This is a genomic window from Companilactobacillus zhongbaensis, assembly GCF_003946515.1.
Taxonomy (GTDB): Bacteria; Bacillota; Bacilli; order Lactobacillales; family Lactobacillaceae; genus Companilactobacillus; species Companilactobacillus zhongbaensis.
Genome location: NZ_RHOM01000024.1, coordinates 1 through 25,753 on the forward strand (window position 1 = coordinate 1; position 25,753 = coordinate 25,753).

The window sequence follows — 25,753 nt, forward strand, 5'->3', positions numbered from 1 at the left end:
TTGTACATCAGCTCAGTACTTTGCCTTAGACTTCCTTCAGATTCCACCTCGCGATGGACACCCTTGTCCTCAGCTCGTGATTCCGACTACTACGGCTCACAGTGGACTTTCACCACCTAGTTAACGCCCATGCCGAGCGCACCCAAATTGTTGTTGGCGATTTATCGCTTACAACAAGACTCGTATTGGAGATGTCCGAGTGGTCTTCTCGGATAGCTCCAATCGACGTCGGCAGCGTTCCAGTGGCTGTATCCTCGGGCCCCGGAGCCGGCAGTGAACCACCAAAACAAACTACCACCTCTATCCCCAACAACAACAACCACCAAAAATCACCAACGCCAGCACAAGCAAAACGCTTCTCTTCTGTCAAAAACTCTCTCACCTCAAGTAAAAAAGCCGCTGCTCCAAAATCGGAACAACGGCTATACTTAAACACTATTCAATTACATCCAGCTCAACTGGATCTTTCTTATTCTTGTTAAACAACCGAGCATTATACATAGCAAACGCCAAAGAAGTAACAAAATAAATACTAACCGAAGGCGCCTCAATAACATGCCCAGTAAGCAATGCCATACCGAATCCTAAAAGCACACTGGAAACCAACATAGCCCACTTAAACGACCACATTGAACCAAAATGCCTAAAGAACAATACCAGCAAGTAAACAAAACTAATAATCAATGGCAACATAAACACGATCGATCCCAAAATACCAAACTGGAAGACAATGTCGACGTAATCCATCTCAACTAACTTAGCTTTTTTAACCTTCTTAAAGTCAGTAGCATAACCCATTCCGAAAGTTTTCTGAGCAGGCGTAGCCTTACTGAAATTATCCGCAGCGTTTTCGAAGTAGATCGTCCGACCACTGAAAATATAAGAAATATACTTGTTAGTCTTAACGTACTTCTTCTGGTCCTTATTCAAGCCCTTCTTCGTCTTAGCACGTTGTTTCTTGTAGTGGATCATTTCTTCGTGCAATTGCGAAGTCTTAGCCACAGCCATCATTGGATAAGCCACACCAATACCAACCAACGTAGCGACCAATAACACGATCATCCCGTTGAGATGTTTGATGTTTCCTTGATGACGGATACGTTGAACAAATGCGGCAATCAAAGCCATCAAAGTACCAAAGATGATAGCAATGAATGAACCCTTAGTACCGATCAACAATGCTGAATAAATAGCGATGATCACGGTGATCCAGTAGTACCATCTCTTGGCTTTAGAAAGACGATCAGTCGCATACCAAACTAAGATCGGGAACGAGATAGAAACGATAGCACTCAACTCGTTAGCAGCGTAGAACCAGCCACTTTCACCTAACTTGTAGTATGAGTAAGAACTGAAACCAGTATTAGTAAAGTGCGCGATGATCATAACTAGCGAAATGATATTAACTGCATAAAACACAACTTTAGGGAAGTATTTATTTAGAATGCCATCCCGGTGCAATTCTTCAAATGCGTAGAAATAACCAAAGAGCATGATCGGATAATACAAACTCTTAGCTAAAGTTGTTAATTCCAAACTAGGAACGAACAATGTCTTTTGTTTGTAGTTGATGATCAAACTTATTGCTGACATCAAACCTAATAACACAAAATAACCGATAACTAGGAAGCCCTTTTTATTGTTGCGGTTAAGTAATACGTACATCAGTAAAAAGACTACCGTAACAGCCATTACTAACATTCTAACCAAAACGCCAAAGGTAACGTCCATATGTGCCTTTGCCATCACACCCGTAATGGCATCGAGCACCGGTTGAAATACGATATAAAGCATCAAAAAGATGCTATACCTTCTAATAAAACTTTGCATAAAATACTCCCAAGAAAATATTTAAAAATTAGATAAATTAATAATAACTCATATTTGACCAATTAATAAAAAAATAATTATCTTTCGAGATAAAATTCAAATCTATCCCCGACATATTGCGAACGAACATACTCGAATGGCAACCCATCATCCAAAGTAGTAACTTGACGCAATCTTAAAATAGCCGAACCGCGTTTAACGTTCAACAACGTTGCGATCCGTTCAGATGCTAACATAGCGGAAACAGTCTGACTAGCCTTCCCCAGTTTGAGGCCAGCCTTTTCTTCAAGTGCCTTGTAAAGCGATGAAGTAATATCTGATTTGTCTAGATGTGCAACGATGCTACTAGGGATCGTTGCAACTTCAAAACAAATCGGTTGATTATCAGCGTATCTAATACGCTCCATTCGCAAGACTTCATCACCGTCATGAAGCTGCAGTTTTTCCATTTCACTCAACGATGGATCGGCTAAGTGGTAAGAGACAGTCTTGCTTGAAGGATGCTTACCCTGACTCTCAGTGATCTCAGTAAAACTGGTCGTTCCCGACATCTTTTCTTGCACTTTGCTGCTAGCGACATAAGTACCGGAACCAACTTGCCGTTGTAAGATACCCTCGTCGACAAGAGTCTGGATGGCTTGTCGAAGAGTCATTCTACTTACGTCAAATTCATCAGCTAGCTTTCTCTCAGAAGGAATTCGTGCACCAACGGCCCACTTACCTTCTTCGATTTCTTTTTTGATACGATTATGAATTTGAATATAAACAGGAACCTTCATTTTCGCCCTCCATTTCAAATCTTTCAAGAGACAACTGCAATTAAATTATACAGTATAACTTACAAATTTAGAAAAAAAAGGACCGATATTATCGGTCCTTTTTTGTGATTGGGTTAGCTGGATTCGAACCAGCGCATGACAGGATCAAAACCTGTTGCCTTACCGCTTGGCTATAACCCAATGAATGGAGGGGAGTGGATTCGAACCACCGAACCCGAAGGAGCGGATTTACAGTCCGCCGCGTTTAGCCAGACTTCGCTACCCCTCCGACATTTCATCTTTCGACTTAAAATATATTACCGAAGATTCTTAGAAATTTCAAGTGGTATAAATATAAAAATTTAAAAATTAATGCAGATAACAAAAAATCCCACCAAAGCGGGATTCCCAACATTTCAATTTTTTAAAAAGGCAGTTTTTCTTCTATTTTTGCAAGAAGTTAACGGCCATCTTTTGATAAATATCGATGAAATCAAAATACATTTGTTTATCCAAGTATTCATTAGGAGCATGTTGCGACAAATTACCAGGTCCAGCAACGATGAACGGATAATCGGCAGGCTTGTCTTTGACCAAATTAGAAGCATCGGTCACACCAGGACTAACCACGATCAGCATATCGCCATTTTTAGCCATCTGGAGCGTCTTTGGCATATCCTTGAACAAATCATTCAAGTAATGCGTCTCGCCCTTAACATAAGGCTTCATTAACTCCTGAGCTATCTTAACTAAGCGATTGTCTTTCGTCGAGGCCACCGGCTCTTGATCCATGAAAATATCATAAGAAAGATGAGCACCTTCCTCATTATATCGATCAACTAATTTTTTCAAAGTCTCTCGGACCTTTGCATTATCAAACTCAGGCACAGTCCGAATATTAGCTTCGGCTTCAGCAGAGTCAGGCAAAGAATTAACTTGGGTACCACCCTTAATAGTCGTCACATTAAAAATCAAAGGACCCATTGAATCCATCTTTTCACCATCGTCACGAAAACTACGGTTAGCCTTCGTCAACAAGTTCATCAACGGATCGATAGCATTAAAACCAAGCTGAGGCATAGAACTATGAGCAGCCTTCCCTACTGAAGAAAACTTAACATCCATCGAACCCTTTTGAGAATAAGCAATATTAAACCCAGTAGGCTCACCAACGACCAAGCCGTCAACATCATCCATCAAGCCGGAAGAAGCCACCAACTCAGAACCTTCTTCACCGATCTCCTCACCGAAAGTAACCAGCAAGCGGATCCGACCAAACTTAGGAAGCCCAGCAGCCTTAAGCTCGATCAAAGCAATAACAAAAGCCGCCAAACCAGCTTTCATATCAGCAACACCACGACCAAACAAAACACCATCAGACTCAGTCAAAGCAAAAGGATCCGACTTCCACAAAGAAACATCCCCAGGATCAACCACATCCAAGTGACCAGTAAAACCAAGAACCGGAGAACCCTCCCCAATCTCAGCTACCAAATTACAACGATCATCATGAACATCCAAAAGCCGAGCAGAAATCCCATAACGACCAAGCAAGTCCACCAAATAATCAGCAGCCTCCTTCTCATGCCCATTAACAGTCTTAAAAGCAATCAAATCCTTCAAAACATCCATCTTCATAGAATCATCAAAAACAGCCATAACAAAAGCCTCCTAAAGTTAAGAACTTCACAAATACATTATAACCCTAAAAAAAGCACCCAATAACTCAAAATCAGAAGAGAACACCAAAATAAGCAAGCCAGAAAACGAAGGCAAGAGATAAAAATAAAAAGTAACCTCAAACAAAACAAGAAAAACAGAAAAAATAAACAAAAAATCATAAGCAAAAAAAAGATATATCAGAGCAAGGCGAGAGTGCGGTGAAACAGCACTCGAGCAATAGGAGAAAGCAAGAGATCAAAAAAAGAAGCATCAACTTATCCAACAAGAAAAGAAACAAAAGATTGCACCCCAAAGGTAAGTCAGGAAACAAAATGAGCGGAGCTTCAGTCCCGCGAACCGAGAAGCAGCACGGAACTCAAACAAATAAAATCTTGCGCATAAAAATAGGAAGCACCTATTTCCCCACTAAACAAAGGGGGGGGATTGCCCTACCTAGGCGGAGGGGCCCGCAGTGAACCACCAAAACAAACTACCACCTCTATCCCCCACCAACAAACAATCCAACCCAACCACCAAAAATCACCAACGCCAGCACAGGCAAAACGCTTCTCGTCTGCCAAAAACTCTCTCACCTCAAGAAAAAAGCCCCGACCAAGCATCAGCTCGATCGAGACAAATAAAAAATCTAATTAACACCCTTCATCATAACCTTAATCTTAGGAACCATAAATGCCAGCAACACAGCAGCAACAATAACAACCGCTGCCGTAACCCCAAAGAACATCATCTCATTAGCAGGATTACCAGCATCAAACAGCTTAACAACCTGAGCATTAATAGACTGTCCAGCAGAATTAGACAAGAACCACATACTCATCATCTGTGATGAGAAAGCCTTAGGAGCAAGCTTAGTAGTAGCAGAAAGACCAACAGGCGAAATCAACATCTCACCAATTTCGATCAATCCCCATTGTCCAACAAGCCACAATGGACTGATCAAACCATCACCAACAGAAGCAAGTGGAATGATCAACAAGAAGTATGAAGCTGCCGTAAATAGTAAACCAAGGAAGAACTTAGTAGGAGACGATGGTTGTCTCTTGCCAAGCTTGATCCACATCCAGGCAAAGATAGGTGTGTAAATAATAATAAATAGTGGGTTAAGAGATTGGAACCAACCAGGTTGCAACACCCAGCCACCGAAATTCAATTGTGTTTGTTCAGCAACTAATAGCGCCATAACAACTGAACCTTGCTCTGTTATTGCCCAGAAAACAACTGCGGCAATGAACAATGGGATATAAGCCCAAACTCTAGATCTTTCAATCTTAGAAACCTTTTTACTACGTAACATAGCCACAAAGTAAGCAATTGGTATCAAGATACCTAATGCACTAATGACGTTGATGACATTATCAACCGTCAAAGTCTTTGTAAAGAACATGATAACGATAATAATTGCAATCGCAATCAATGCATAAACTAAACGTGAAACAACTTTTGAACGTTCTTTATCAGAAATTGGATCTGGAGCTTTCAAACCAGACTCTGGTAAGTATTTCTTACCATCGTACCAGTAAACGATCAATCCAATAAACATACCGATAGCGGCGAATGAGAATCCCACGTGGAAGTTCCATTCTCCTGAAGCCCAGTTGACCAATAGTGGCGCAATCAACGAGCCTAAGTTAATACCCATGTAGTAAATACTAAATCCGGAATCACGTCTTGGATCGTCTTCAGTATAAAGTGTACCGACCATGTCTGAAACGTTTGGTTTCAAGAGACCAGTACCGATAGTGATCAAGACGATCGAACCAAATAGTCCACCCTTGCCAATTGGTAATGATAGGACAATGTGTCCGAACATGATCAAGACACCACCCCAGAAAACAGTTCTTCTAGGTCCTAGGAGTCTATCACTGACGTATCCACCGATAACACCTGTCATATAAACTAAAGCACCGTAAATTGACATGATCGAAGCGGCGGTAGTTTGGTTAATGCCTAAACCACCCTTTTCTATTGAATAATACATATAGAAAAGTAAGATGGCACGCATACCATAGTAACTAAATCTTTCCCAAAATTCAGTTAAGAATAATGTTCTTAAACCTAACGGTTGCCCTAAGAAACCGCGGTCTTTTTTCGCATCCATTTATAAATTCTCCTCACTTATCACAACGATAAATAAATATTAAACTGTTGTAATTAGATTGTCAAAGCAATTTTAATTATACCCTTGAGAATCCAGTTATACCAACAAAAAAAAATAAGAATCCTTTAATAAGGACTCTTAAAAATAAATTATTTTGTATGCTTGAACGCCATAGTTGCTGCCACAGCGTCCTTCCAACCTGAATACAAGTTGTCACGGATCTCGTCTGACATTTTAGGTTCAAACTCATGTCCTGCTTGATAATTTTCTTTGATTTGATTGATATCTTTCCAGAAACCAGCACCGATACCGGCCAAGAATGCAACACCGAGTGAAGTAGTTTCAAGTTCTGATGAACGTTCTAGTGGAATGTTCAAAATATCTGATTGGAACTGCATCAAATAATCGTTGGCAGAAGCACCACCATCGACTTTCAATACATCAATTGGAATATCAGAATCTGAACTCATCGTATCGATAACATCTTTAGTTTGGTATGCGATCGATTGTAAAGTAGCCTTAACGAAATCGTCCTGGTTTGAACCACGTGTGAGTCCAAAGACAGTACCACGAGCTTCGTCATCCCAATAAGGAGCACCTAATCCGGAAAAAGCCGGAACAACGTAAACTTCGTCTAAGTCGGTTGAACGTTCTGCAGCTACTTCTGAATCAGGAGTTTCTTTGATCATTCGTAAACCGTCACGCAACCATTGCAAAGCAGCACCGGCAACGAAAATAGAACCTTCAAGGGCGTAATTAACTTTACCGTTGACACCGTAAGCAATTGTCGTCAACAAATTGTTATCTGATAAGGCAGGTTTTTCACCAGTATTCATAACCGCGAAGGCACCAGTACCATAAGTATTCTTAACATTTCCTTTATCAAAGGCCATTTGACCGAACAAGGAAGCTTGTTGTGAACCAGTCATACCAGTGATCTGAACTTTTGAACCGTAGAAGTGATAATTCTTAGTAGTACCGAAGTCTTCAGCGTTTGAACGAACTTCTGGCAACATCTTTCTTGGGATATTCAACAATTTAAGTAGATCGTCATCCCAATCCAAAGTATTGATGTTGAAAAGCATCGTACGACTAGCATTAGCATAGTCAGTCAAGAAACTTTCACCACCAGTTAATTTCCAAAGCAACCAAGTGTTGATCGTACCGAATAATAAGTCACCATTTTCAGCACGTTCTTGAGCACCCTCAACGTGATCAAGGATCCAACGAACTTTAGTAGCTGAGAAGTAAGGACTGATGATCAAACCAGTCTTCTTGTGGATCTCATCTTTGTAGCCTTTTTCAATCAAATCATTAGCTAAATCAGCAGTTTGACGTGATTGCCAAACGACCGCATTGTAAATTGGCAAACCGGTATTTTTATCCCAAACAACGGTTGTTTCACGCTGGTTGGCGATACCGATAGCACGGATCTCGTCTGGTTTAACACCTGATTCGATAAAAGCTGTCGCAATCGAAGATTGAACGGCGTTCCAAATTTCGTTAGCATCATGTTCGACCCAACCTGGATTAGGATAAATTTGACGAATATGATGACGAGCAGTTACGATTTTTTTACCCTTATGGTCAAAAATGATTGCTCTAGCTGTAGTAGTACCCTCATCAATGGCTAAAATGTATTTCTTCTCCATTATTTAACACTCCTGAAAATAAAAAGAAAAGGTGTCGCCACCCTTTCTAGTTTTTTAATACTTAGGCTTAAGGAATCAATGTGTAAAGCAATGCACCTACGGCACCACCTAGCATTGGTCCAACGATAGGAACCCAACTGTAGGCCCAGTCTGAAGTTCCTTTGTTAGGAACAGGCATAACTTGGTGCGCAATTCTTGGTCCCAAATCTCTGGCAGGGTTGATAGCGTATCCTGTTGTCCCACCAAGTGAGAAACCGATAGCAGTGATCAAAATACCAACGGCAATAGGATTGAGTCCGTCTGTAAAGTCACCACGTGTGAATGCTAATAAAGCGAACATTAAAACAGCTGTACCAATGAACTCTGATAAGCAGTTCAACCAGTAGTTACGAATGGCTGGCATTGTTGCAAAAACTGAAAGAACAGCATCTTCGTCATCTGGTGTAGCTTTGAAGTGATCGTAGTAGAAAGCCCAAACGATAATACCACCGAGCACACCACCTAGGATCTGCGCAATACTATAAGGAATTACGTAGCCCCATGGGAATACTCCGGCAACCGCCATACCTAATGAAACGGCTGGATTTAAGTGTGCTGGACTTAAGAAAGCTGCACAGTATACAGCAATCGTAATTGCAAGACCCCAGCCAAGGGCAATTGCTACCCAGCCGGCGCCATAAGCTTTAGACTTTTTCAAATTAACTGCGGCAACGACTCCGTCACCAAGAATGATCAATACACAAGTACCAATAAACTCCCCAACGAGTTGTAACATTAAACTATCGTGCATAGTTTATACCCCCAAATTATTTAACTGCCTTATGCTTAAATTTTCTTGTAGCATCAACGGCTTCAGTCCAACCTTCGTAAAGGTAGTCAGCACGTTTTTGATCCATCTTAGGTTTGATGATCTCACCTTCGGTGTAATCTTTCTTGATCTCATCAATATCCTTCCAGTAACCAACTGCAAGTCCAGCTAAGAAGGCTGCACCTAAGGCAGTAGTTTCAAGGTCTTTAGCAGGTTGAACTGGTGTGTTCAAAATGTCAGCTTGGAATTGGAGCAAGAATTTATTCTTAGCTGCACCACCGTCGACCTTCAATGTAGGGATCTCGATACCAGTATCTTTTTGCATCGTGTCGATAACGTCACGAGATTGATAGGCAAGTGATTGTAAAGTTGCCTTAATGAAGTCTTCACGAGTTGTACCACGTGTTAGGCCAAAGACAGCACCACGGGCATCTGAATCCCAGTAAGGTGCACCTAGTCCTGTAAAGGCAGGCACAACGTAAACTTCATCATCATTTTTCGATGCTAAAGCTGCAGCTTCTGAGTCAGGAGCTGAGTCAACTAATTTCATAGCATCACGTAGCCATTGGATAGCTGATCCGGCAACGAAAATTGAACCTTCAAGGGCATAGTGAACCTTGCCATTGATCCCGTATCCAATAGTAGTTAACAAGTTATTTTCTGATAATTGTGGTTTTTCACCAGTGTTCATCACGATGAAGGCACCAGTACCATAAGTATTCTTGACCATACCTGGTTCAAAGGCCATTTGTCCAAATAAGGCAGCTTGTTGGTCACCGACCATACCTGAAACGGGAACTTCTGAACCATAGAAGTGGTAATCCTTAGTCTTTCCATAAACTTCTGAGTTTGGACGTGCTTCAGGAAGCATTTCCTTAGGAATGTTCAAGATCTTAAGGATGTCATCATCCCACTCTAAGTTGTGAATGTTGAATAACATCGTACGACTGGCGTTTGAGTAGTCAGTTACGTGAGCTGCCCCACCAGTGAGTTTCCAAAGTAGCCAAGTATCGATCGTACCAAAGAGCAATTCGCCCTTTTCAGCACGTTCTTGAGCACCATCAACGTGGTCTAGGATCCAGCGGATCTTAGTAGCTGAGAAGTAAGGGTCGATCAAAAGACCAGTCTTTTCGTGGATCGTATCTTCGTATCCTTCTTCTTTAAGTTTGTTGGCAATGTCGCTAGTTTGACGTGATTGCCAAACAATGGCGTTATAAATAGGTAATCCAGTAACTTTGTCCCAAACAACAGTAGTTTCACGTTGGTTAGTAATACCGATACCTGAAATTTGATCAGGTTTGATACCTGATTCAATGAAGACATTAGCAATTGTGGATTGAACAGCGTTCCAAATTTCGTTGGCGTCGTGTTCTACCCAGCCTGGCTCAGGGAAATGTTGTGTGAATTCACGTTGAGCATCAGCAATTTTATGTCCTTTCTTGTCAAAAATGATTGCACGAGTACTAGTAGTCCCCTCATCAATCGACATAATATACTTTTCTGTCATTACGTACACCTCAATCCATTTAATGTAAGCGCTTTTCCAAATATAAGATTACAGCAAGTAACTAATTTTGTAAATACAAATTTAATCATTTTCACAAAATGTTTTTCATTAACATTCAAAAAAAGTGGCGCAATCACGGGGATTTCAACATATACGCTATGATAATTTGTTGGCTTGTGAAACTGATAACGTTAACAAAAATTAACTTTTTTCAAAAAACTTTACATAAATTTGAAAAATAATAAACAACATGAGTGAGATACATGAAACGATCCAACCAAGTTTCAAGCCTGGTACGACATAATTGAGCTCCACTTTATGGTGACCGGCTTTCAAATCGATCGCCATCAAATTACCAACGACCTTCTTGATCTTCACGGCTTTTCCGTTGTCAAAAGCTTGCCAGCCTTTGTCGTAAGGCACACTGATAAACAAAGCTTGCTTGCTGGGAGCATCAACCGTTCCCTTGATCGTATCGTGTTTCAAATCAGAAGTGATTTTCAGAGAATTTTGTTGAAAGGCTTGTTTCGTCTGCAAGAATGGTTTTTGATCCAACGTCTTGAAGTAACTAGGATTCATGCCTAATGGCGCCTTAGTCGTGATCTTCACGTTAACCTTTTCACCTTCAGCAAAATTACCCAATTCCATTACCGCTTGACTTTGAACGGCAATTTGCGAGTTAGAAACATTTTTACCATTTACAGAAATCTTGGTCTGATTATAATTGATCGGTGAATAATAGAAGTAAAGCATACCTGCTGCCGTCGTCGTCAGCTGATAACGGAAAGTCTTCTTCCGATTGTGACGAGTCTTGTTCATCTTATCGATCTGGGCATTTTTCAAAAATTCGGTATTACTACCCGTCAGCGATTGCCAAAGTCGGTTTTGGTTATCCAAGGCCCGCAATGGTTCCATTTGGAAATCATAAACATCGGGACTGACTAAAAAGGCCATCGATGGAGCATCATAGTCATCAAGAATTTGATACTTCTTATCTTCCTGGCGAATATTGTAATGAACCCCGAATAAGGCATTCGTCAAATCGGTCCCACCAAAACTACTGATCCGTCGAATATTTTTGCTGAAGTATCCTAAGTCGTTCAAAGTCTTTAAAGTTTCCTGGTTTAAAGTCGAACTGTACAAACTCAAACCATTGATATCGAACAACATTGGATCATTGTAGTTATTGTATTGCTCAGGAAAGGCTTTATTGATACCGGATTTGGAAACAATGATCCGATGACCGGGGCCACCTTCTTTTTTAGCTTTCTTCAAAGCTTGGGATTCGAGATTGTACTGCTTAGCGTAAACTTGCTGGCTACCAAAATAGGCCGTCGACATGACCGAGTTAAAGTTGGCAATCACTTCAAAAGCTACGACTAGCAACAACAAGTATTGATACTTGTGGCTGTGACCAAACAAGTAGATCAATAGCCCCGAGAGCATGATCGAAACAATCGAGATCCAGAAGTAATAGCCATTTACGGAATTATCGGGAGTCTCAAAGTTCATCTTCTCGATCAACTTAGGGATCAACCACAGAGTCAAATAACCAATACTGATCAAAATACCGGCAGTCGAAACTGAGCGGACCAAAGCAGCTTTTTCTCGGAAAACTCCTTGGTCATAAGCTTTATAAGCAATAAAAATACAAATAAAAGTAAAAATAAAGCTATTTCTAAACGGAAAACCAGCCGGATTTTGGAACATATGCCAAATCGTATTGAAAGTAGTGACCAGCATACTAACCAGCAAAATACCAATCAAAATAGCAGAATTGTTCTTATCTTTTTGCTTGATCTTGGAACTGAAAAAGTAGCTAAGCAACAAAATCAAAACAGTCGAAGTCATGAAAACCGAAGGCCCATGATGCAAACGCTGTACAAAAGTATTTCCACCGACACCTAACTGCGTAAAGGCCTCAAAACCAAATCGAAACGATGGCAAATAATTAATCAGATCAAACGAACTCTTCCCCGTATTCAGCATACCGGCAAAAGTAGGCAACAAAACCACCGCCGAACTCAAACCAGCCAACACCGAAGAAATCGAGTAATTGATCAAAATCCGATTACGATGCGGATCCTCTTGCAAACGCCGATCCATGAACAAATAAATAAAGAAAGCCAAAGAGAAAAAGCAAAGCATGTAGCCTAAATAATAGTTAAAAATAATCGCCAAAAGAAGCGAAACAAAATAAGGCCAAACCTTATTCTCCTCGATCAGCTTAATGATCCCGATAGCAACCAGCGGCAACATAACCAAAGCATCCAACCACATCAAGTCATAAAAATAAGAAGCCACGAAACCACAAAAACTATAAGCAATAGTAAAAACATAATTCATCAATTCAACTTTTTTAAAATACTTACTGAGAAACAGCGCCATAGAAACACCCATAGCCGAAATCTTCAGCATAATCAAAACATCAGCCGCCACCGGAACTTGATTAGACTTAAACAAAACCAGCAACAAATTAAAAGGCGACAACAAATAATAACTAATTATAGGAAAGAAATTGTCACCCAAAGACTGACTAAACAAATACAAATGCAAATTACCATTAACCAACTGACGCCGAAGCTCAGTCAAAAAATCAAGATACTGAGTCCCCAAATCAGAACTCAAAAAATTATTATCACCAAACGGAACCAACCCCGCACTAGCAAAAATAATCGAAATAATAACAAGATTAATAACAAATGCCCCTAAATAATAAAGGCTCCGATGTTTACGCATTGGAAATACCTCCGATTCATGCAAAAAAATCAAAATCAAAACCATAAATAAAAAGAAAAATAATTATTTGTAACATTATTGTAAAACAAAAGGAATAGAAAGCCTACCCAAAACAAGAGAGTGGAGAGACGCGGGTAGCTGCTGAGAATTAACGCGGGCGGTCGAACAAGGTGCGGCAAAGCCGTGCCTCAACCACCTGTGTTAACCGGAGGCCGCTGCGTCTCGGAACTCGTTTCCACTATAAAACGGGCAACATTTGGCAACAAAGATCAAAACGCTTGGAAAACAAAAAACAGAACACAAGAAAAACACTACCCCACAACAAAAAGGCGAGAGTGCGAGAGAATCGAGCAAGCGAGCAAAAAGCAAAAGCAAGAGATCAAAAATGAATCATCCACTTTTCCAACAAGAAAACAAAGAAAAGATTGCAACAGCACTGTACGTCAGGAAACAAAATAAGCGGAGCTTTAGTCCCGCGAACCGAGAAGCAGCACGGAAATCAAACAAAACAAATCTTGCACAAAAAAATAGGAAGCACCTATTCCCCAACTCAAAAACAGGGGGGATTGCCCTATCTAGACGGAGGGGCCCGGGATACACACCTCAGTAGGGAAATTTCACTTGGCAATTCATTGCCTAGTGAAAGACCGAGTTTTGAGATGTCCGAGTGGTCTTCTCGGATAGCTCAAAATCGTGTCCCCTACGTTCCAGTGTGTGTATCCCGGGCCCCGGAGTCGGCATTGAACGTACAACCAAACTACTACCACCAACCCCAACCACCAAAAATCACCAACCTCCACCCAAGCAAAACGCTACTCGTCCGCCAAAAACTCTCTCACCTCAAGGCAACCTCAAGGCAACAAAAAAAGCCGGCACCCGATCAAAACGATCGAATACCGACAAAGCACCGTCGAGAACTACTCTTGGTGGTTGGCGAAAATCTAAGCATCAGCCAATTTAGCATCAGCCTTCTCAACGGCTGCCCCTGCCAAGGCGCTAACATAATTAACAGGCTTATCAAAATTAGGTTGGAACAAGAAATCAACCATAGCCAATTCATCAATAGTCATCTTCTTCTGAATAGCCACCGAAATCAAATTAGCCGATTGAGCAATATCATACATACTAGTAAAAGCCCCGCCCAAAACAACACGAGTCTCAGGATCCCAAACCAAATTCATCAAAACAGGAGTTGTACTCAACATAAACTCAGGACGATAGTTGTCCTCAAGCGAAACAGACTCAACTTTCTTGCCTAAAACTTTAGCATGTCCAACAGTCAAACCACTAGCAGCATAAGATCTGCCAAACAATTCAACCGCGGAACTAGATTGTGTTCCCATATACTTCATTATATCTTTTTCAATGTTTTTAGCAACTAAGATTCCTTGACGAACAGCATTTGTAGCCAAAGGAATGTATTGATTATCACCAGTTGGGTTGTAGTGAACTGAAGCAGCATCCCCAGCTGAAAATACGTCAGGCATACTAGTGTGCATATATTCGTCTACGATTAAAGCACCATTTGGTAAAGTTTCGAACTTATCTTTGTAAAGATCGGTATTAGGACGGAATCCGATACATGCAACAGCGATATCTGCAGTGTATGAGTTCTTATCTGTCTTAACTGTCACAGTTCCATCGGCGTTATCTTCAAACGAAACAACTTTTTCGTTGAGTCCTAAAGTAACACCGTTATCAAGATAATCTTTTTCAGCAACCTTAGACATATTAACGTCTAGGTTCTTTGATAAAACATCAGGCAATGCATCGATCAAAGTAGTTTCCTTGCCTAGATGTGCATACCCTTCAGCCAATTCAGCACCAATGTATCCTGCACCAATAACGATGGCGCTCTTGATGTCACCAGCGTTTTGACTTAGTTCCTTAGCGTTAGTCCAGTTTTTGCACAAGTGAACGCGGTCAGAATGGATACCTGGGATGTTAGGAATAATAGGAGCTGAGCCAGTTGTTAAGACCAATTTGTCGTAACTTTGTGAAAAACTTTCACCTGTTTTGAGATTTTTAGCCGTAACTTGCTTGTTGTCAAAATCGATGTTTGTCACATCGTGTTTCATATACATAGTAGCCCCTGATTTGGCTAAATCATCTGGAGTTGCGTAAAACATTTTGTTAGGATCAGACACTCTATCACTTACCCAGAGTGCGATTCCACATGATAGGAAGGATAAGTTATCATTTCTTTCAAAAACGTCAACTTCCCAATCAGGGTGTTCCTTCAAGATATTCATTGCAGTAAATGTTCCTGCGTGTGTACAACCGATAATACTTACTTTCATAGTAAACCTTCCAATCTTTGTGAATAATTTAATTATTATATATGCCATAATATAACATCTGTAAACGTTTTACAATACATTTTTGGAATATTCATTCATATATAATATGTATATAAAAATTCTTATCTAAATTGAACAAAAAAATGCATAAATAGGTCATATACTATGTTTGTGATAAAGATAACCGGCATGAATTTGAAGACTCCCCCCATTATTTAACCTAAAATGTGGTATCCATCCTCTTTACCACTTATTGGATAACGTCCCCCCCTCAAACGTTGGTCATGTCTCAGTTTCATTCCTAATAATTTCTAACTAAAAAACTTAACGTATTGTTTGGTAACTTTAGGCTTACTCAAACAATCGAACATAATAATAAAATCCCTCTTTTTGACAAGCTATGGCTCTTCAAAAGTCCGATTATCTTTATCACCACTGAGTATGATCTCTGTACGACATTATCCAAATGAAATGAGTTTGCTTTCCTCGGGCAAGCTTATTTTTTTTGCTTCTTTTTGATTTAGCGCTCGATAAATTATTTTTTCAAAAACACGTCAAATATGATGGTTTTTTATTAAAAAATAGATTACTATAGAGACGATCAATGAAAGGGGCGAGTACCATTGTTACATCTAGGATCTCCAAAAGTTTTGTTTAAATCCGAAGAATTGTGGAATTACTAACTTTTAAGTATTCTGAGCTATAACATTGCGTTTACTCGTTAAGGACACTTTCATCAACGTACTTGATGATTAAAATCAATTGAATAAGAATACAAAAAATGAGTTCCGCAAAAATTGCTGTGAACTCATTTTTTGATTCATTTGCTGAAAGCGAATACTTTTGTTTTGATCGATCCAATAAAAAAAGCCACCCGAAGGTGACTTCTGTTCTGCCAGTTGCAGGATTCGAACCTGTGACCGCCGGTTTACGATACCGATGCTCTACCAACTGAGCTAAACTGGCATGTTAATAGTTCCAAAACGGAACTATTAAATTTTATCAATCTAAAGTGATTAATTCAAGTTAGATTGCGTTATCTTTTGTGATCTTTGTGACTCCACCCATGTATGGTACTAGTACTTCTGGGATATCAACTGAGCCATCTTCATTTTGGTAGTTTTCCAAGATAGCGGCAACGACACGACCAACAGCTAAACCTGAACCGTTCAATGTGTGGGCAAATTGTGTCTTACCATTTTCATCACGGTATCTGATTTGGGCACGGCGTGCTTGGAAATCTAGGCAGTTAGAACAACTTGAAACTTCACGATATTTCTCTTGAGCTGGAAGCCAAACTTCAAGATCGTACGTCTTAGTTGAACTGAAACTGGCATCTCCACTTGCAAGTGTGATTACGTGATAAGCCAAGTTAAGTTTTTGAAGAATGTTTTCGGCGTTCTTAGTTAGTTTCTCAAGTTCGTCGAATGAGTTTTCTGGCTTACATACTTTGACCATTTCAACCTTGTTGAATTGGTGCATTCTGATCAATCCACGAGTATCACGACCAGCACTACCTGCTTCTGAACGGAAACAAGGAGTCAATGCTGTCACATACTTAGGTAAGTCTTCTTCGTTTAAGATCTTACCAGCAAAGTAGTTCGTTAATGGAACTTCGGCTGTTGGGATCAATGTCAATGGGTTTTCATCAACTAAAACTGTGTAGACATCTTCCGTAAACTTAGGAAATTGGCTAGTTCCAAACATAGCTTCGTTGTTTACTAAGTATGGAGGAATAACTTCTGTATATCCGTCCTTTTGATGTTCATCGAGCATGAAGTTATAAACGGCACGTTCGAGACGAGCACCCATTCCTAAATAATAAACGAAACGACTACCAGAAACTTTACCAGCTTGTTCGAAATCTAAAATACCTAACTCTTCACCGATATCCCAGTGATGTTTTGGCTTGAAGCCTTCTGTAGGGATCGTGCCCCATTTGCGGTCTTCGACGTTGTAGCTTTCATCTGGGCCAACAGGAACTGAGTCATCTGGCCAGTTAGGTAAACGAACTAAGATATAGTTCATCTTGCCTTCGATTTCTTCAAGTTTAGCATCGAGATCTTTGATATCGGCACCAACTTGTTTCATATCAGCGATTTCTTGATCGGCGTTTTCTTTGTTACGTTTCTTAGTTGAGATCTCTTGAGAAACCTTATTACGTTTTTCCTTAAGAGTTTCTGTTTTAACTAAAAATTCACGACGTTGTTTGTCGTATTCCAACAATTCGTCGATCTCTTCAGGCTTGACTGAACGAGCTGCGAGCTTTTCTTTAGCCCAGTCTGGCTTGCTTCTGATAAGTTTGATATCTAACATGTTTTTTCCTCCTTGTACAAAAAAAGACCGAATCGTCCTAAAAAGGGACGAATCGGTCATTCGCGGTACCACCCAGTTTCAGCGTATACTAATACACTGCTCTTGAGGGATTTTATCGAATCCAACCGAACGGCATTGCCCGTTAGCCAAGATACTGGAATAAGAACTTCAACGATTCGCACCAACCATCGTTTCTCTGAAAAGTTCAATAATAGGTACCTTATCAGCTTTTTGTATTTAACTATATAGTAAGTTAATTTAAAAGCTTTTTCAAGATTTAGTATTTGTGATTCTTAGCGGCATCCAAATCGATGTCTTCAAGTTTTAAGAACTTAGTTTTATGTCTGACCTTATAATAGATCCAGCACAGGAATAGCAAGATCAATCCTGAGTAACTAACTAGAAGTTTTGTGACATTAAAGTCAACCAATGAACGAATATCTTGTCCAATGATGATGATAATACCCAAAACGATAGCTAGGATCGGACCAAGTGGGAACCATTTAGCTTTGTATTTCAAATCGTCGAGCCTGTAGCCATGGAAGTTATATGCTTTTCTAAAGCGATAATGTGAAAAGGCGATACCCAACCAGGCGATAAATCCGGTCAGACCACTGGTAGCAACTAATAGTTGGTAAAATTGATTTCCGTACAAACTAGTAAAGAGAGCAATTGCACCAATAACGGCTGTCAAGATCAATGAGAACAAAGGTACACCATGGTTGTTAGTTCTTTGGAAAGCCTTTGGAGCCATATTTTGCTTACTCATTGACCAAAGCATTCTACTAGCTGCATAAAGACCAGAGTTAGCAGCAGATACTACTGAAGTCAAGATGACCGCATTCATAATACCTGCAGCTAAAGGAATTCCTACTTTATTAAATACGATAGTGAAAGGACTGATAGCTATGTCGGTTGCACCTGAACCTAACAAGTTAGGACTTGTATAAGGGATCAATGCCCCGATGACTGCAATTGATAAAATATAGAACAAAAGAATTCTCCAGAAGACTTGTTTGATAGCCTTAGGAATACTTTTTTCCGGTGTAGCAGATTCTCCAGCCGTAATACCGATCAATTCGGTACCCTGGAAGGAGAACCCTGCAACAACGAACACACTCATGATTGCCGGTATCCCGCCAACAAATGGTGCTTTACCAACGGTGAAATTAGTCAAACCAACGAAATGTTGATTGCCTAAAACTCCGAGAATACTCAAGACACCAACGATCAAGAAAACAATAACTGCCGTGACTTTGATCGAAGCCAGCCAGTATTCAGTCTCACCAAACGAACCAACGGAGACAATATTGATAATGAACAATACTACTAAAAAGGTCAGACTGATCTTCCACGAATCCCAGGTCGGGAACCAATACTTGATAACGATCGAGATCGTAGATAAGTCAACCGCCAAAGTAATTGCCCAGTTGAACCAATAGTTCCAACCCAAAGCAAAACCTAAGGCTGGATCAATGAATTTTGTTGCGTATGTAGCAAATGAGCCAGTTACTGGCATGTAAGTAGCCATTTCACCTAAACTAGTCATTAAAAAGTACACCATGATACCAATTGCAACATAGGCAATTAAAGCACCACCAGGTCCGGCAGTTGAAATTGACGAACCACTAGCAACAAAAAGTCCGGTACCAATCGAGCCACCAAGCGCGATCATGGACAAATGGCGAGTCTTCAACGACCGATTTACATCTGTATTTTCCATTTTCTTTCCCCTATTCTTTGTTTGAATACACAAAAAAACCTTATTATCAGAAATACCACTGATAATAAGGATGTAATTGTTATCCAAATGATCAATAGCTCAACGCACTTAAGTGCGACAGTCCGTTACTTATTGAGTAACGACCCAATTGTTTTATTGTAGGGATAAAACAATTTCGGCATTAATCCCTTTCGTGACTTATCTAAACAATCCTACTTGTTCAAAATCATTACTATTGATTAACGCGCCTCTATCTGCATGTAAAGACATTATAAAGAAAAGATCTCTTTACCGCAAGTACTGTCGCAAATAAAATGTTACAATAATTTTTATAAGCAAAACGCATCCGGGGGTGATTGTTTATGCTCGAAACAGTTTTTTTAGGCAAACAGGATGTTGAGAAGTATCAGATGTTGACGGTGATCAAGTCATTGCCAAAAGTACAACTGAACCTTAGCACGATTGGCAATAGACTCCACTTCACCTACCAAAAAACATACAATATCTTCCAAGCATTATTGGACGATATTTTCGATTTCAATCCAGACATGCAAAAAAAATCTGCCAAAATCGAATCGGTCGAGTTCGACAAAATCTCGATCGACCAATATAGGCTATTCTTATTCCAAAATTCGATCGTTTTTCAGGCGTTCGACTACGGCTTTACTAACTCGAATCCAACTTTCGAAAATTTCAGTAATTCTCATTTTACTAGTAAATCGACTTTGAACCGCCGTATGTCAAACTTCCGAAAACTACTGAAAAACTTTGGACTAAAGGTTTCTAATACCACTTTAGAATTAAAAGGTGACGAAAAAAACATTCGTTGGTTGGCGTACTTCGTATACTGGTACACCTACCATGGTTTAGCTTGGCCTTTTAAGCTGATCCAACAAGACGTTGTCAAAGAGATCGTCGACCGTGACGAAACTCCAACTTTTAACCCCGTCACCAATCTTCAATTACAAATAATCGTCGCCATCTCCAGGATCCGCTTGATCAAGCACCGTTATCTTGACACGATGGACGGCTACCAAGAACTATTCGATGGCAAGTCTATTGGTAAAGACTTGATCACCCGTGAAGATTATTCGATTATCCCAATGGACAAACTAGACAACGAAAACAAGTTTTTAAACTTATTTAAAGACTTTGCTTTCATCCCATCACGCTTCATCTACCCTGATCGTAAATCCGTCTTAACGGAAATCGATCCTCGTTTCAGTGACATTGCCTTTAAGTTCATTGAACATCTGAAAAAAGTTTATGGCTCAAACTTCCGGATCAAAGAATCAGACGAATCAGTCAACATGTTAGCTGACGACATCATGCGTGATATCGGTTTTTATTACATCGTTGGCCACGAAGCACCAATCAAGTTAGGTTCTTATACTAGAAGCCCTGCAGACTTCAAGACCTTAACTTCGATCTACACGAACATCTACGACTACTTCGACCATCTCGATGACGAAGACCTCAAGCCGATCCAAGGATCAGCCGAAAGTATTGCTCACGACTTATACAAAGTCTTGATCAATCACATCATGGCCGTCAGTGAAGAAGACATGCTTCACGTCAAAGTCATCGTTGATGCCGGAAACCCAGTCGAAGGTTTGATCTACCACAACTTATCGACCATGGAGTTCTTGCAGTTAGTTCCTACTAACGAATATGATGATGTGGATATTTTGATCACAACTCTGGACGTCTTCCCTGATTTTGAAGGACGGGACAAATATCCTGATGATTTAATCGTAATACCTTGGAACTCAACCGCCGTGCGGACTGATTACATTTACTTGTTAGTCCGGTTGTATCAGCTTTATACGCAGAAGTTACAAAACAATGTAGAAAAAAATAACAGTCACTTGCATATTTAATGCAGGGCTGTTTTTTTTTTGGTTTATTTTTGGTGTTTGGGTTTGGAATGTTTTAGAAAGTTCAGCTTTTTTTACCAACTCTCGATTTGGTGGTGTTACGGTTTGTGTCTTAAATCAGGTCTTGTTTTGATTGCTACCAAACTTTGCATGATTTAAACCAAACTTCAATTCTGGGAACGCCAAACTGCTGTTGTTTTATACCAAAACTCGCTTTGATTGTTACCAAACGTTGCCCGTTTTATAGCGGAAACACGCTCCGGGAGATAGCGGCCTCCGGTTAACACAGGTGGTCGCGGCACGGCTTTGCCGCACCTTGTGCGACCACCCGCGTTAATCCTCAGCAGCTGACCATCTCCCTCCGCGCTCTATTTTAGTCGTTTCCCACTTACATAGAAGAACACCCAAAGTCCAATGAATAATATCCCAATTAATCCAAGGATGACGAAGATCAATGTTTTGTTTGATGTTGTTTCTTGTGTTGATTCGTCTAGTGCTTGGATTTTTCCTTGAGTTACTTTTAGTTTGTTGATCATGGTTTTGCTGAAGCCTGTTTCGTTGTAGAAGGTTAGCTCTGTTGTGTAGATTCCTGGTTTTAAATGCTTGATTGGTATGTAGTATTGGAAATTGGAATCTGGTGCTATTTGTAGGTTTTCAGCTTTATAGTTGGTGTCTTTGAGACCTTTGTGGCTGATTTTTGCTTTTACTTTTAAATCGTTGATGTTGATCGGTGCTTCGTTCGTTAAGTTGTAGGCGATGCCGACTGAATCATCAAAGGCGTTGGGAGCAGCGCTTTTTAGATTTAGGTTTGGCTTTACTTCATCTTCTTTTGAATGAAGGACTACCCCTTTAACGTAGCGAATCTGGTTGGCAACGTTGACCTTGCTCTTCTCGTTTGAAGAGACTCCGGCCGTTGTTGTTAATCCACCGAGGATGATACCTTTGAATTCTTTTTCTGGTGCTTTGATTTTGAAGCTGACTTGCTTAGTTTCGCCAGCTTTGAGCTTAACTTTTTGCTTCCGCTTGCCTTCGACTAATGATGACAATTGCGGTTTTTCACTCTTATAAGTCGTTGCTGAATACTTGTCGTAGCCAATCGTGGCACTGTTAGTCGTGTAAGCATTGTTCAGCTCCACGTCAACGTTGATCGACTGTTGGCCAGTATTAGAAACTAACAAATTCAGAGTCGTTTTTTGGTTAGGTTCTACTTTTAAATCATAATAAGAAACATCTTTATTCAACTGATTATCCGGCAAAATTGCCTGAACGGAATAAGATTTTTTAGGTTCATCTCCATCAGCTTGTGCGGTTCGACCAAATATCAATACCGTGGACAAGCCAAAAACTAATGATAAAATTACGGCTAACTTTTTCAACTGTATCTCCTTTGATATGAAATGCCCCAAAAAATTAACACAATAACAGCGGTCAAAATCCCAATGATTGTTAGGTAGAGTCCAGTTTTATCGTAAATCAAATTTTTCGCTCGTTGATTTACCATGTCCGCTGCAACTGGATCGATTTTGACATTTTGCTTGAAACGCCAAGAATCTCTACCATTTTTAGCGATACCTTCCACCAAATAATTCCCCGGTTGGATCGGCGTCTGCTTTTGATTGAATTCAATCGGTATTTTGGAATTAGGTGCGATCTGTCCAAATTTAATATCTTGGACACTAACGCGACTGTCGAAACCTAATTTGTTATACCAGTTATTTTTCCTAACTTTAACTTGGACCACCGTATCCTTGATAGTTTCCGGTGAAAAGTTCGCCAAGTTGACCATTAAAAAAGGTTGTTTATTTTGAACTTTTGGAGTTACTCCATCAAATTTAATTAAGTGATTTTTCGTAGCTGGTGTCGAATCAAAATACACGCCAACTCCTGTATGCCCATCATTTGGATGCTTAACATCGTATACATCAAAGCCCCCGATGACCGTTCCATCAAGCGATTGTGCCGGCAGTTTGACATTAAAAGTCAGATCTTTAGTTTGGTCACTTTTCAGCATCACAGTCTTTGGACTCGTCATATCTGAAAAAGCGTGACGTAAACCGTAATCTCCTGCGACGACTTTCTCATCAAAGCTTAATTGGCCGGTCGTTGAAGTCGTGGCGTTAGTCGGTTGAACCCGAAGTTCAATCGGCATATCACCAAAATTAGTCACCGAAAGTTTCAATTCCTTAACTGAATTAGGCTCACCAGAGATCCGAAAAAAGCTAGGATCTTCCGTATCAGAAACTAGAGGTGTCACCGAAACGCTGCGAATATCAGCAGAAGCATTATCGGGTGACAAAATAAACCAGCTAAAAGCCATTGCTAATAATCCGAAAAATAAAATCAGTTTTTTATTAATCATTTATCTGCGACGTCTTCTTCTTGATTTAGAGTTAAGGCGATTATTGTTATTGGAATTATTGTTGTTATTTCTCTTACCTAAGTAAAGACCTAAGCCGAGAATTAGAAGTAATAGTAGAATTGCTAGAATGATCCAAAGCCACATGTAGTTTGGCTTGAAGCCTGCTAGGTTGTTAAACTTGTCAGCTTGGGCGTTTGTGATGGTGAAATCTTTGTCGATGACCCAACTCTTAATGCCGTTACCAGAATATGTCAGTTTAATATGATATTTACCTGATTGCAGACGGTCTTTACCCCAACCAACTGAGTAGTTGTAGTGTGAAGTTGGTGCAACTGATTGATTATCTTGCGTTACAGTCTTCTTAAATTTGCTATTGCCATATTTAGTGATTACAGCTTTTGATTTTAAGTTTGGCATAAAAGCATTTTTAGTATTCATCACAACGGCCGAAACACCAATTTCTTTTTCAGCTGGTGATGGCACGATTGTTGGGAATACTTTTGAAATCTTGTAATTAGCATCAGTTGTTGCAGAACCTGTTTGAGTCATCTGGATAGGAATCGAATAGCTGAACTTATTTTTAATTAAGGTTCCATTTTCCGTAACGGTTCCTTTTGCTGCCTCTTTATATGGAGTAACATTAATTCCTCCCATAATATATCCAATATACTTTTGATTTGGAATTGTCACGTTTAAAGTAGCATTAGCATCGCTATTCCCACCAACGGTAATTATTTGATCATTGTTTTGAATAGTATCTCGTAATTGAACTTTTAAATTTGGATCCTTTACTTTTGATGAATTGTAAGCTGGATTTCCTGATGCATCCGTATATGCAGTGTTTGCGGAAACCATGAACTGTCTTTCATTTTTATCTGTATTAAAAATCCCCACCTTTATTTGTACGTTCTCTCCTGGATTGGCATTAACTAAATAAAATCCCCCATCGGTATTAACCTTCGTGCCATCCCCTGCTACAGGCTTTATTACGAAATCACCCGCAGATGCAGCAAAAGAAGTATTTGCATTAAAGAAACTAAAAAGTCCCATAATAAATGCAAATACAATCGTACATTTTAATATAACTTTCCTCATGTAATCTTCTCCATTAATTTAATTATTTCGACTATTGCGCGATTAAAAGCCACTACAAAATAGTAGTGGCTTTTAATCAGTATTTCTTTGATAATTCTTTGTGGAACTTAAAAATCATTACTTGCTTTCACCAGGTTTTGCATTAGTGTCAGGTGTTGTTGATGCTGGAGTTGCTCCTGCTTTAGCATTTAACGTCCAAGTAATCACACCTGACCATTTGCTAACACCATTTTCATTACTTGTGCCCTCAGGAACGAAAAGTGATGCTGAATCATTTGAATTAAACAATACTTTGTATGTACCAAATAATGCTTTTTCAGAGGATACATCAAGAATGTTTTTCCCTGCTCCGCTTGCATTCAAAGTCACAGGAGATGTCATAATCGACTTAGCAGGTGCACCATCATCAGCTGAACGTAATGGTTGTGAAGTTAAATTTAATTTGAAATCTTTACTTGTTTTTACACCATTATCGAATTGACCCAATTGTGCACTCAATGTGAATCCTGCATTTGCCGCAGCAGGTGATTCTGGATTACCACCAACTTTACGTGATTCTGTTACTTGTAGTAATCCATCTTGATTACCATCGTTAGGAATAGCACTTTGTCCATTTAACAAATTAGCTGTTTTTCCTTCAACTGCTCTACCAAAACTAAAGTCAGGCACAGCATCAAGTGATAAGAAACCAGAAACTACTTCAACACTAGCTTCAGAATGAGCATTTGCTGATATTGAATCTGTAGCATATGCTGCTTCACCTTTATTTAGATCAACATATTTACCTTTATCAAGTGCACTGAACTTACCATCCACTGTTCCAACACCAGTTGTAGCAGCTTGAACTGTAACAGGTGCAAGTGCACCCAATGTAATTCCGGCCAAGGCCATTGAACTAACCAAAATATTTCTTGAAATCTTCATGTTAAAATTCCTCCCTAGAATTTTTTCTTTAACACGTTACGAATGTTAGCAGAATTTTTTTAAATTTTAAAGCACAAAATTTGA

Annotated in this window: 17 protein-coding genes, 3 tRNA genes and 1 riboswitch; of the genes, 2 read left to right on the top strand and 18 right to left on the bottom strand. The window is 39.8% G+C overall.

What is annotated here, in order from left to right; genetic code table 11:
- Nucleotides 1–435 precede the first annotated feature (435 nt).
- The 10 genes from EKM69_RS09220 to EKM69_RS09265 form a co-directional block, all read right to left on the bottom strand.
- Nucleotides 436–1,830, bottom strand: coding sequence for an O-antigen ligase family protein (locus EKM69_RS09220; protein WP_125710419.1), 1,395 nt, complete (start codon nt 1,828–1,830; stop codon nt 436–438).
- 77 nt (nt 1,831–1,907) lie between these two features.
- Nucleotides 1,908–2,609 (bottom strand): GntR family transcriptional regulator, encoded by a 702-nt coding sequence (locus tag EKM69_RS09225; protein ID WP_125710421.1) that lies wholly within the window; start codon nt 2,607–2,609, stop codon nt 1,908–1,910.
- 108 nt (nt 2,610–2,717) lie between these two features.
- Nucleotides 2,718–2,789: transfer RNA gene (locus tag EKM69_RS09230), tRNA-Gln, on the bottom strand.
- Between the two features lie 5 nt (nt 2,790–2,794).
- Nucleotides 2,795–2,877 (bottom strand) — tRNA-Tyr (locus tag EKM69_RS09235).
- 155 nt (nt 2,878–3,032) lie between these two features.
- Nucleotides 3,033–4,247: an ArgE/DapE family deacylase gene (locus EKM69_RS09240; protein ID WP_125710423.1), complete on the bottom strand. Its 1,215-nt coding sequence runs from the start codon at nt 4,245–4,247 to the stop codon at nt 3,033–3,035.
- A gap of 649 nt (nt 4,248–4,896) precedes the next feature.
- On the bottom strand, nt 4,897–6,369 hold the full coding sequence (locus EKM69_RS09245) for a peptide MFS transporter (protein ID WP_125710425.1): 1,473 nt from the start codon (nt 6,367–6,369) through the stop codon (nt 4,897–4,899).
- A gap of 149 nt (nt 6,370–6,518) precedes the next feature.
- Nucleotides 6,519–8,021, bottom strand: a complete 1,503-nt coding sequence (gene glpK / locus EKM69_RS09250) for a glycerol kinase GlpK (RefSeq protein WP_125710427.1) — start codon at nt 8,019–8,021, stop codon at nt 6,519–6,521.
- 67 nt (nt 8,022–8,088) lie between these two features.
- A complete protein-coding gene (locus EKM69_RS09255; protein ID WP_125710429.1) occupies nt 8,089–8,811 on the bottom strand; it encodes an MIP/aquaporin family protein in 723 nt (240 codons plus the stop codon).
- Between the two features lie 16 nt (nt 8,812–8,827).
- The gene (gene glpK, locus EKM69_RS09260) at nt 8,828–10,336 is read right to left on the bottom strand and encodes a glycerol kinase GlpK (RefSeq protein WP_125710431.1); all 1,509 of its coding nucleotides are present in this window, start codon (nt 10,334–10,336) and stop codon (nt 8,828–8,830) included.
- A gap of 201 nt (nt 10,337–10,537) precedes the next feature.
- Nucleotides 10,538–13,075 carry a YfhO family protein gene (locus EKM69_RS09265; protein ID WP_125710433.1) on the bottom strand — a complete coding sequence of 846 codons (2,538 nt, stop codon included), beginning with the start codon at nt 13,073–13,075 and terminating at the stop codon, nt 10,538–10,540.
- Nucleotides 13,076–13,331: 256 nt separating this feature from the next.
- On the opposite strand from EKM69_RS09265, the gene EKM69_RS12365 reads away from it, so the two are divergent.
- Nucleotides 13,332–13,685, top strand: a complete 354-nt coding sequence (locus EKM69_RS12365; protein ID WP_164505914.1) for a hypothetical protein — start codon at nt 13,332–13,334, stop codon at nt 13,683–13,685.
- A 331-nt stretch (nt 13,686–14,016) separates the two neighbouring features.
- On the opposite strand, the gene EKM69_RS09270 is transcribed toward EKM69_RS12365, so the two are convergent.
- The 4 genes from EKM69_RS09270 to EKM69_RS09285 all read right to left on the bottom strand — a co-directional run bounded on the left by EKM69_RS09270 (nt 14,017) and on the right by EKM69_RS09285 (nt 19,414).
- Nucleotides 14,017–15,375: an FAD-dependent oxidoreductase gene (locus EKM69_RS09270; RefSeq protein WP_125710435.1), complete on the bottom strand. Its 1,359-nt coding sequence runs from the start codon at nt 15,373–15,375 to the stop codon at nt 14,017–14,019.
- A gap of 893 nt (nt 15,376–16,268) precedes the next feature.
- Nucleotides 16,269–16,341, bottom strand: a tRNA-Thr gene (locus EKM69_RS09275).
- Between the two features lie 60 nt (nt 16,342–16,401).
- Complete coding sequence (gene serS / locus EKM69_RS09280) at nt 16,402–17,691, bottom strand: serine--tRNA ligase (protein ID WP_125710437.1); 1,290 nt, start codon at nt 17,689–17,691, stop codon at nt 16,402–16,404.
- Between the two features lie 277 nt (nt 17,692–17,968).
- The gene (locus tag EKM69_RS09285; protein ID WP_125710439.1) at nt 17,969–19,414 is read right to left on the bottom strand and encodes an amino acid permease; all 1,446 of its coding nucleotides are present in this window, start codon (nt 19,412–19,414) and stop codon (nt 17,969–17,971) included.
- Between the two features lie 87 nt (nt 19,415–19,501).
- Nucleotides 19,502–19,675, bottom strand: a riboswitch (Lysine riboswitch).
- Nucleotides 19,676–19,776: 101 nt separating this feature from the next.
- On the opposite strand from EKM69_RS09285, the gene EKM69_RS09290 reads away from it, so the two are divergent.
- Entirely contained in the window at nt 19,777–21,294 is a 1,518-nt protein-coding gene (locus EKM69_RS09290; protein ID WP_125710442.1) for a helix-turn-helix domain-containing protein, read from the top strand.
- 365 nt (nt 21,295–21,659) lie between these two features.
- Here the strand turns inward: EKM69_RS09290 and EKM69_RS09295 are convergent, their stop codons facing one another.
- The 4 genes from EKM69_RS09295 to EKM69_RS09310 form a co-directional block, all read right to left on the bottom strand.
- On the bottom strand, nt 21,660–22,667 hold the full coding sequence (locus EKM69_RS09295) for a DUF916 domain-containing protein (RefSeq protein WP_164505915.1): 1,008 nt from the start codon (nt 22,665–22,667) through the stop codon (nt 21,660–21,662).
- On the bottom strand, nt 22,664–23,650 hold the full coding sequence (locus tag EKM69_RS09300) for a WxL protein peptidoglycan domain-containing protein (RefSeq protein ID WP_125710446.1): 987 nt from the start codon (nt 23,648–23,650) through the stop codon (nt 22,664–22,666). The genes EKM69_RS09295 and EKM69_RS09300 overlap by 4 nt, the downstream gene beginning before the upstream one ends.
- Nucleotides 23,651–24,745, bottom strand: a complete 1,095-nt coding sequence (locus EKM69_RS09305; protein ID WP_125710448.1) for a DUF3324 domain-containing protein — start codon at nt 24,743–24,745, stop codon at nt 23,651–23,653.
- Between the two features lie 117 nt (nt 24,746–24,862).
- On the bottom strand, nt 24,863–25,669 hold the full coding sequence (locus EKM69_RS09310) for a WxL domain-containing protein (RefSeq protein ID WP_125710450.1): 807 nt from the start codon (nt 25,667–25,669) through the stop codon (nt 24,863–24,865).
- Between the last annotated feature and the right edge of the window lie 84 nt (nt 25,670–25,753).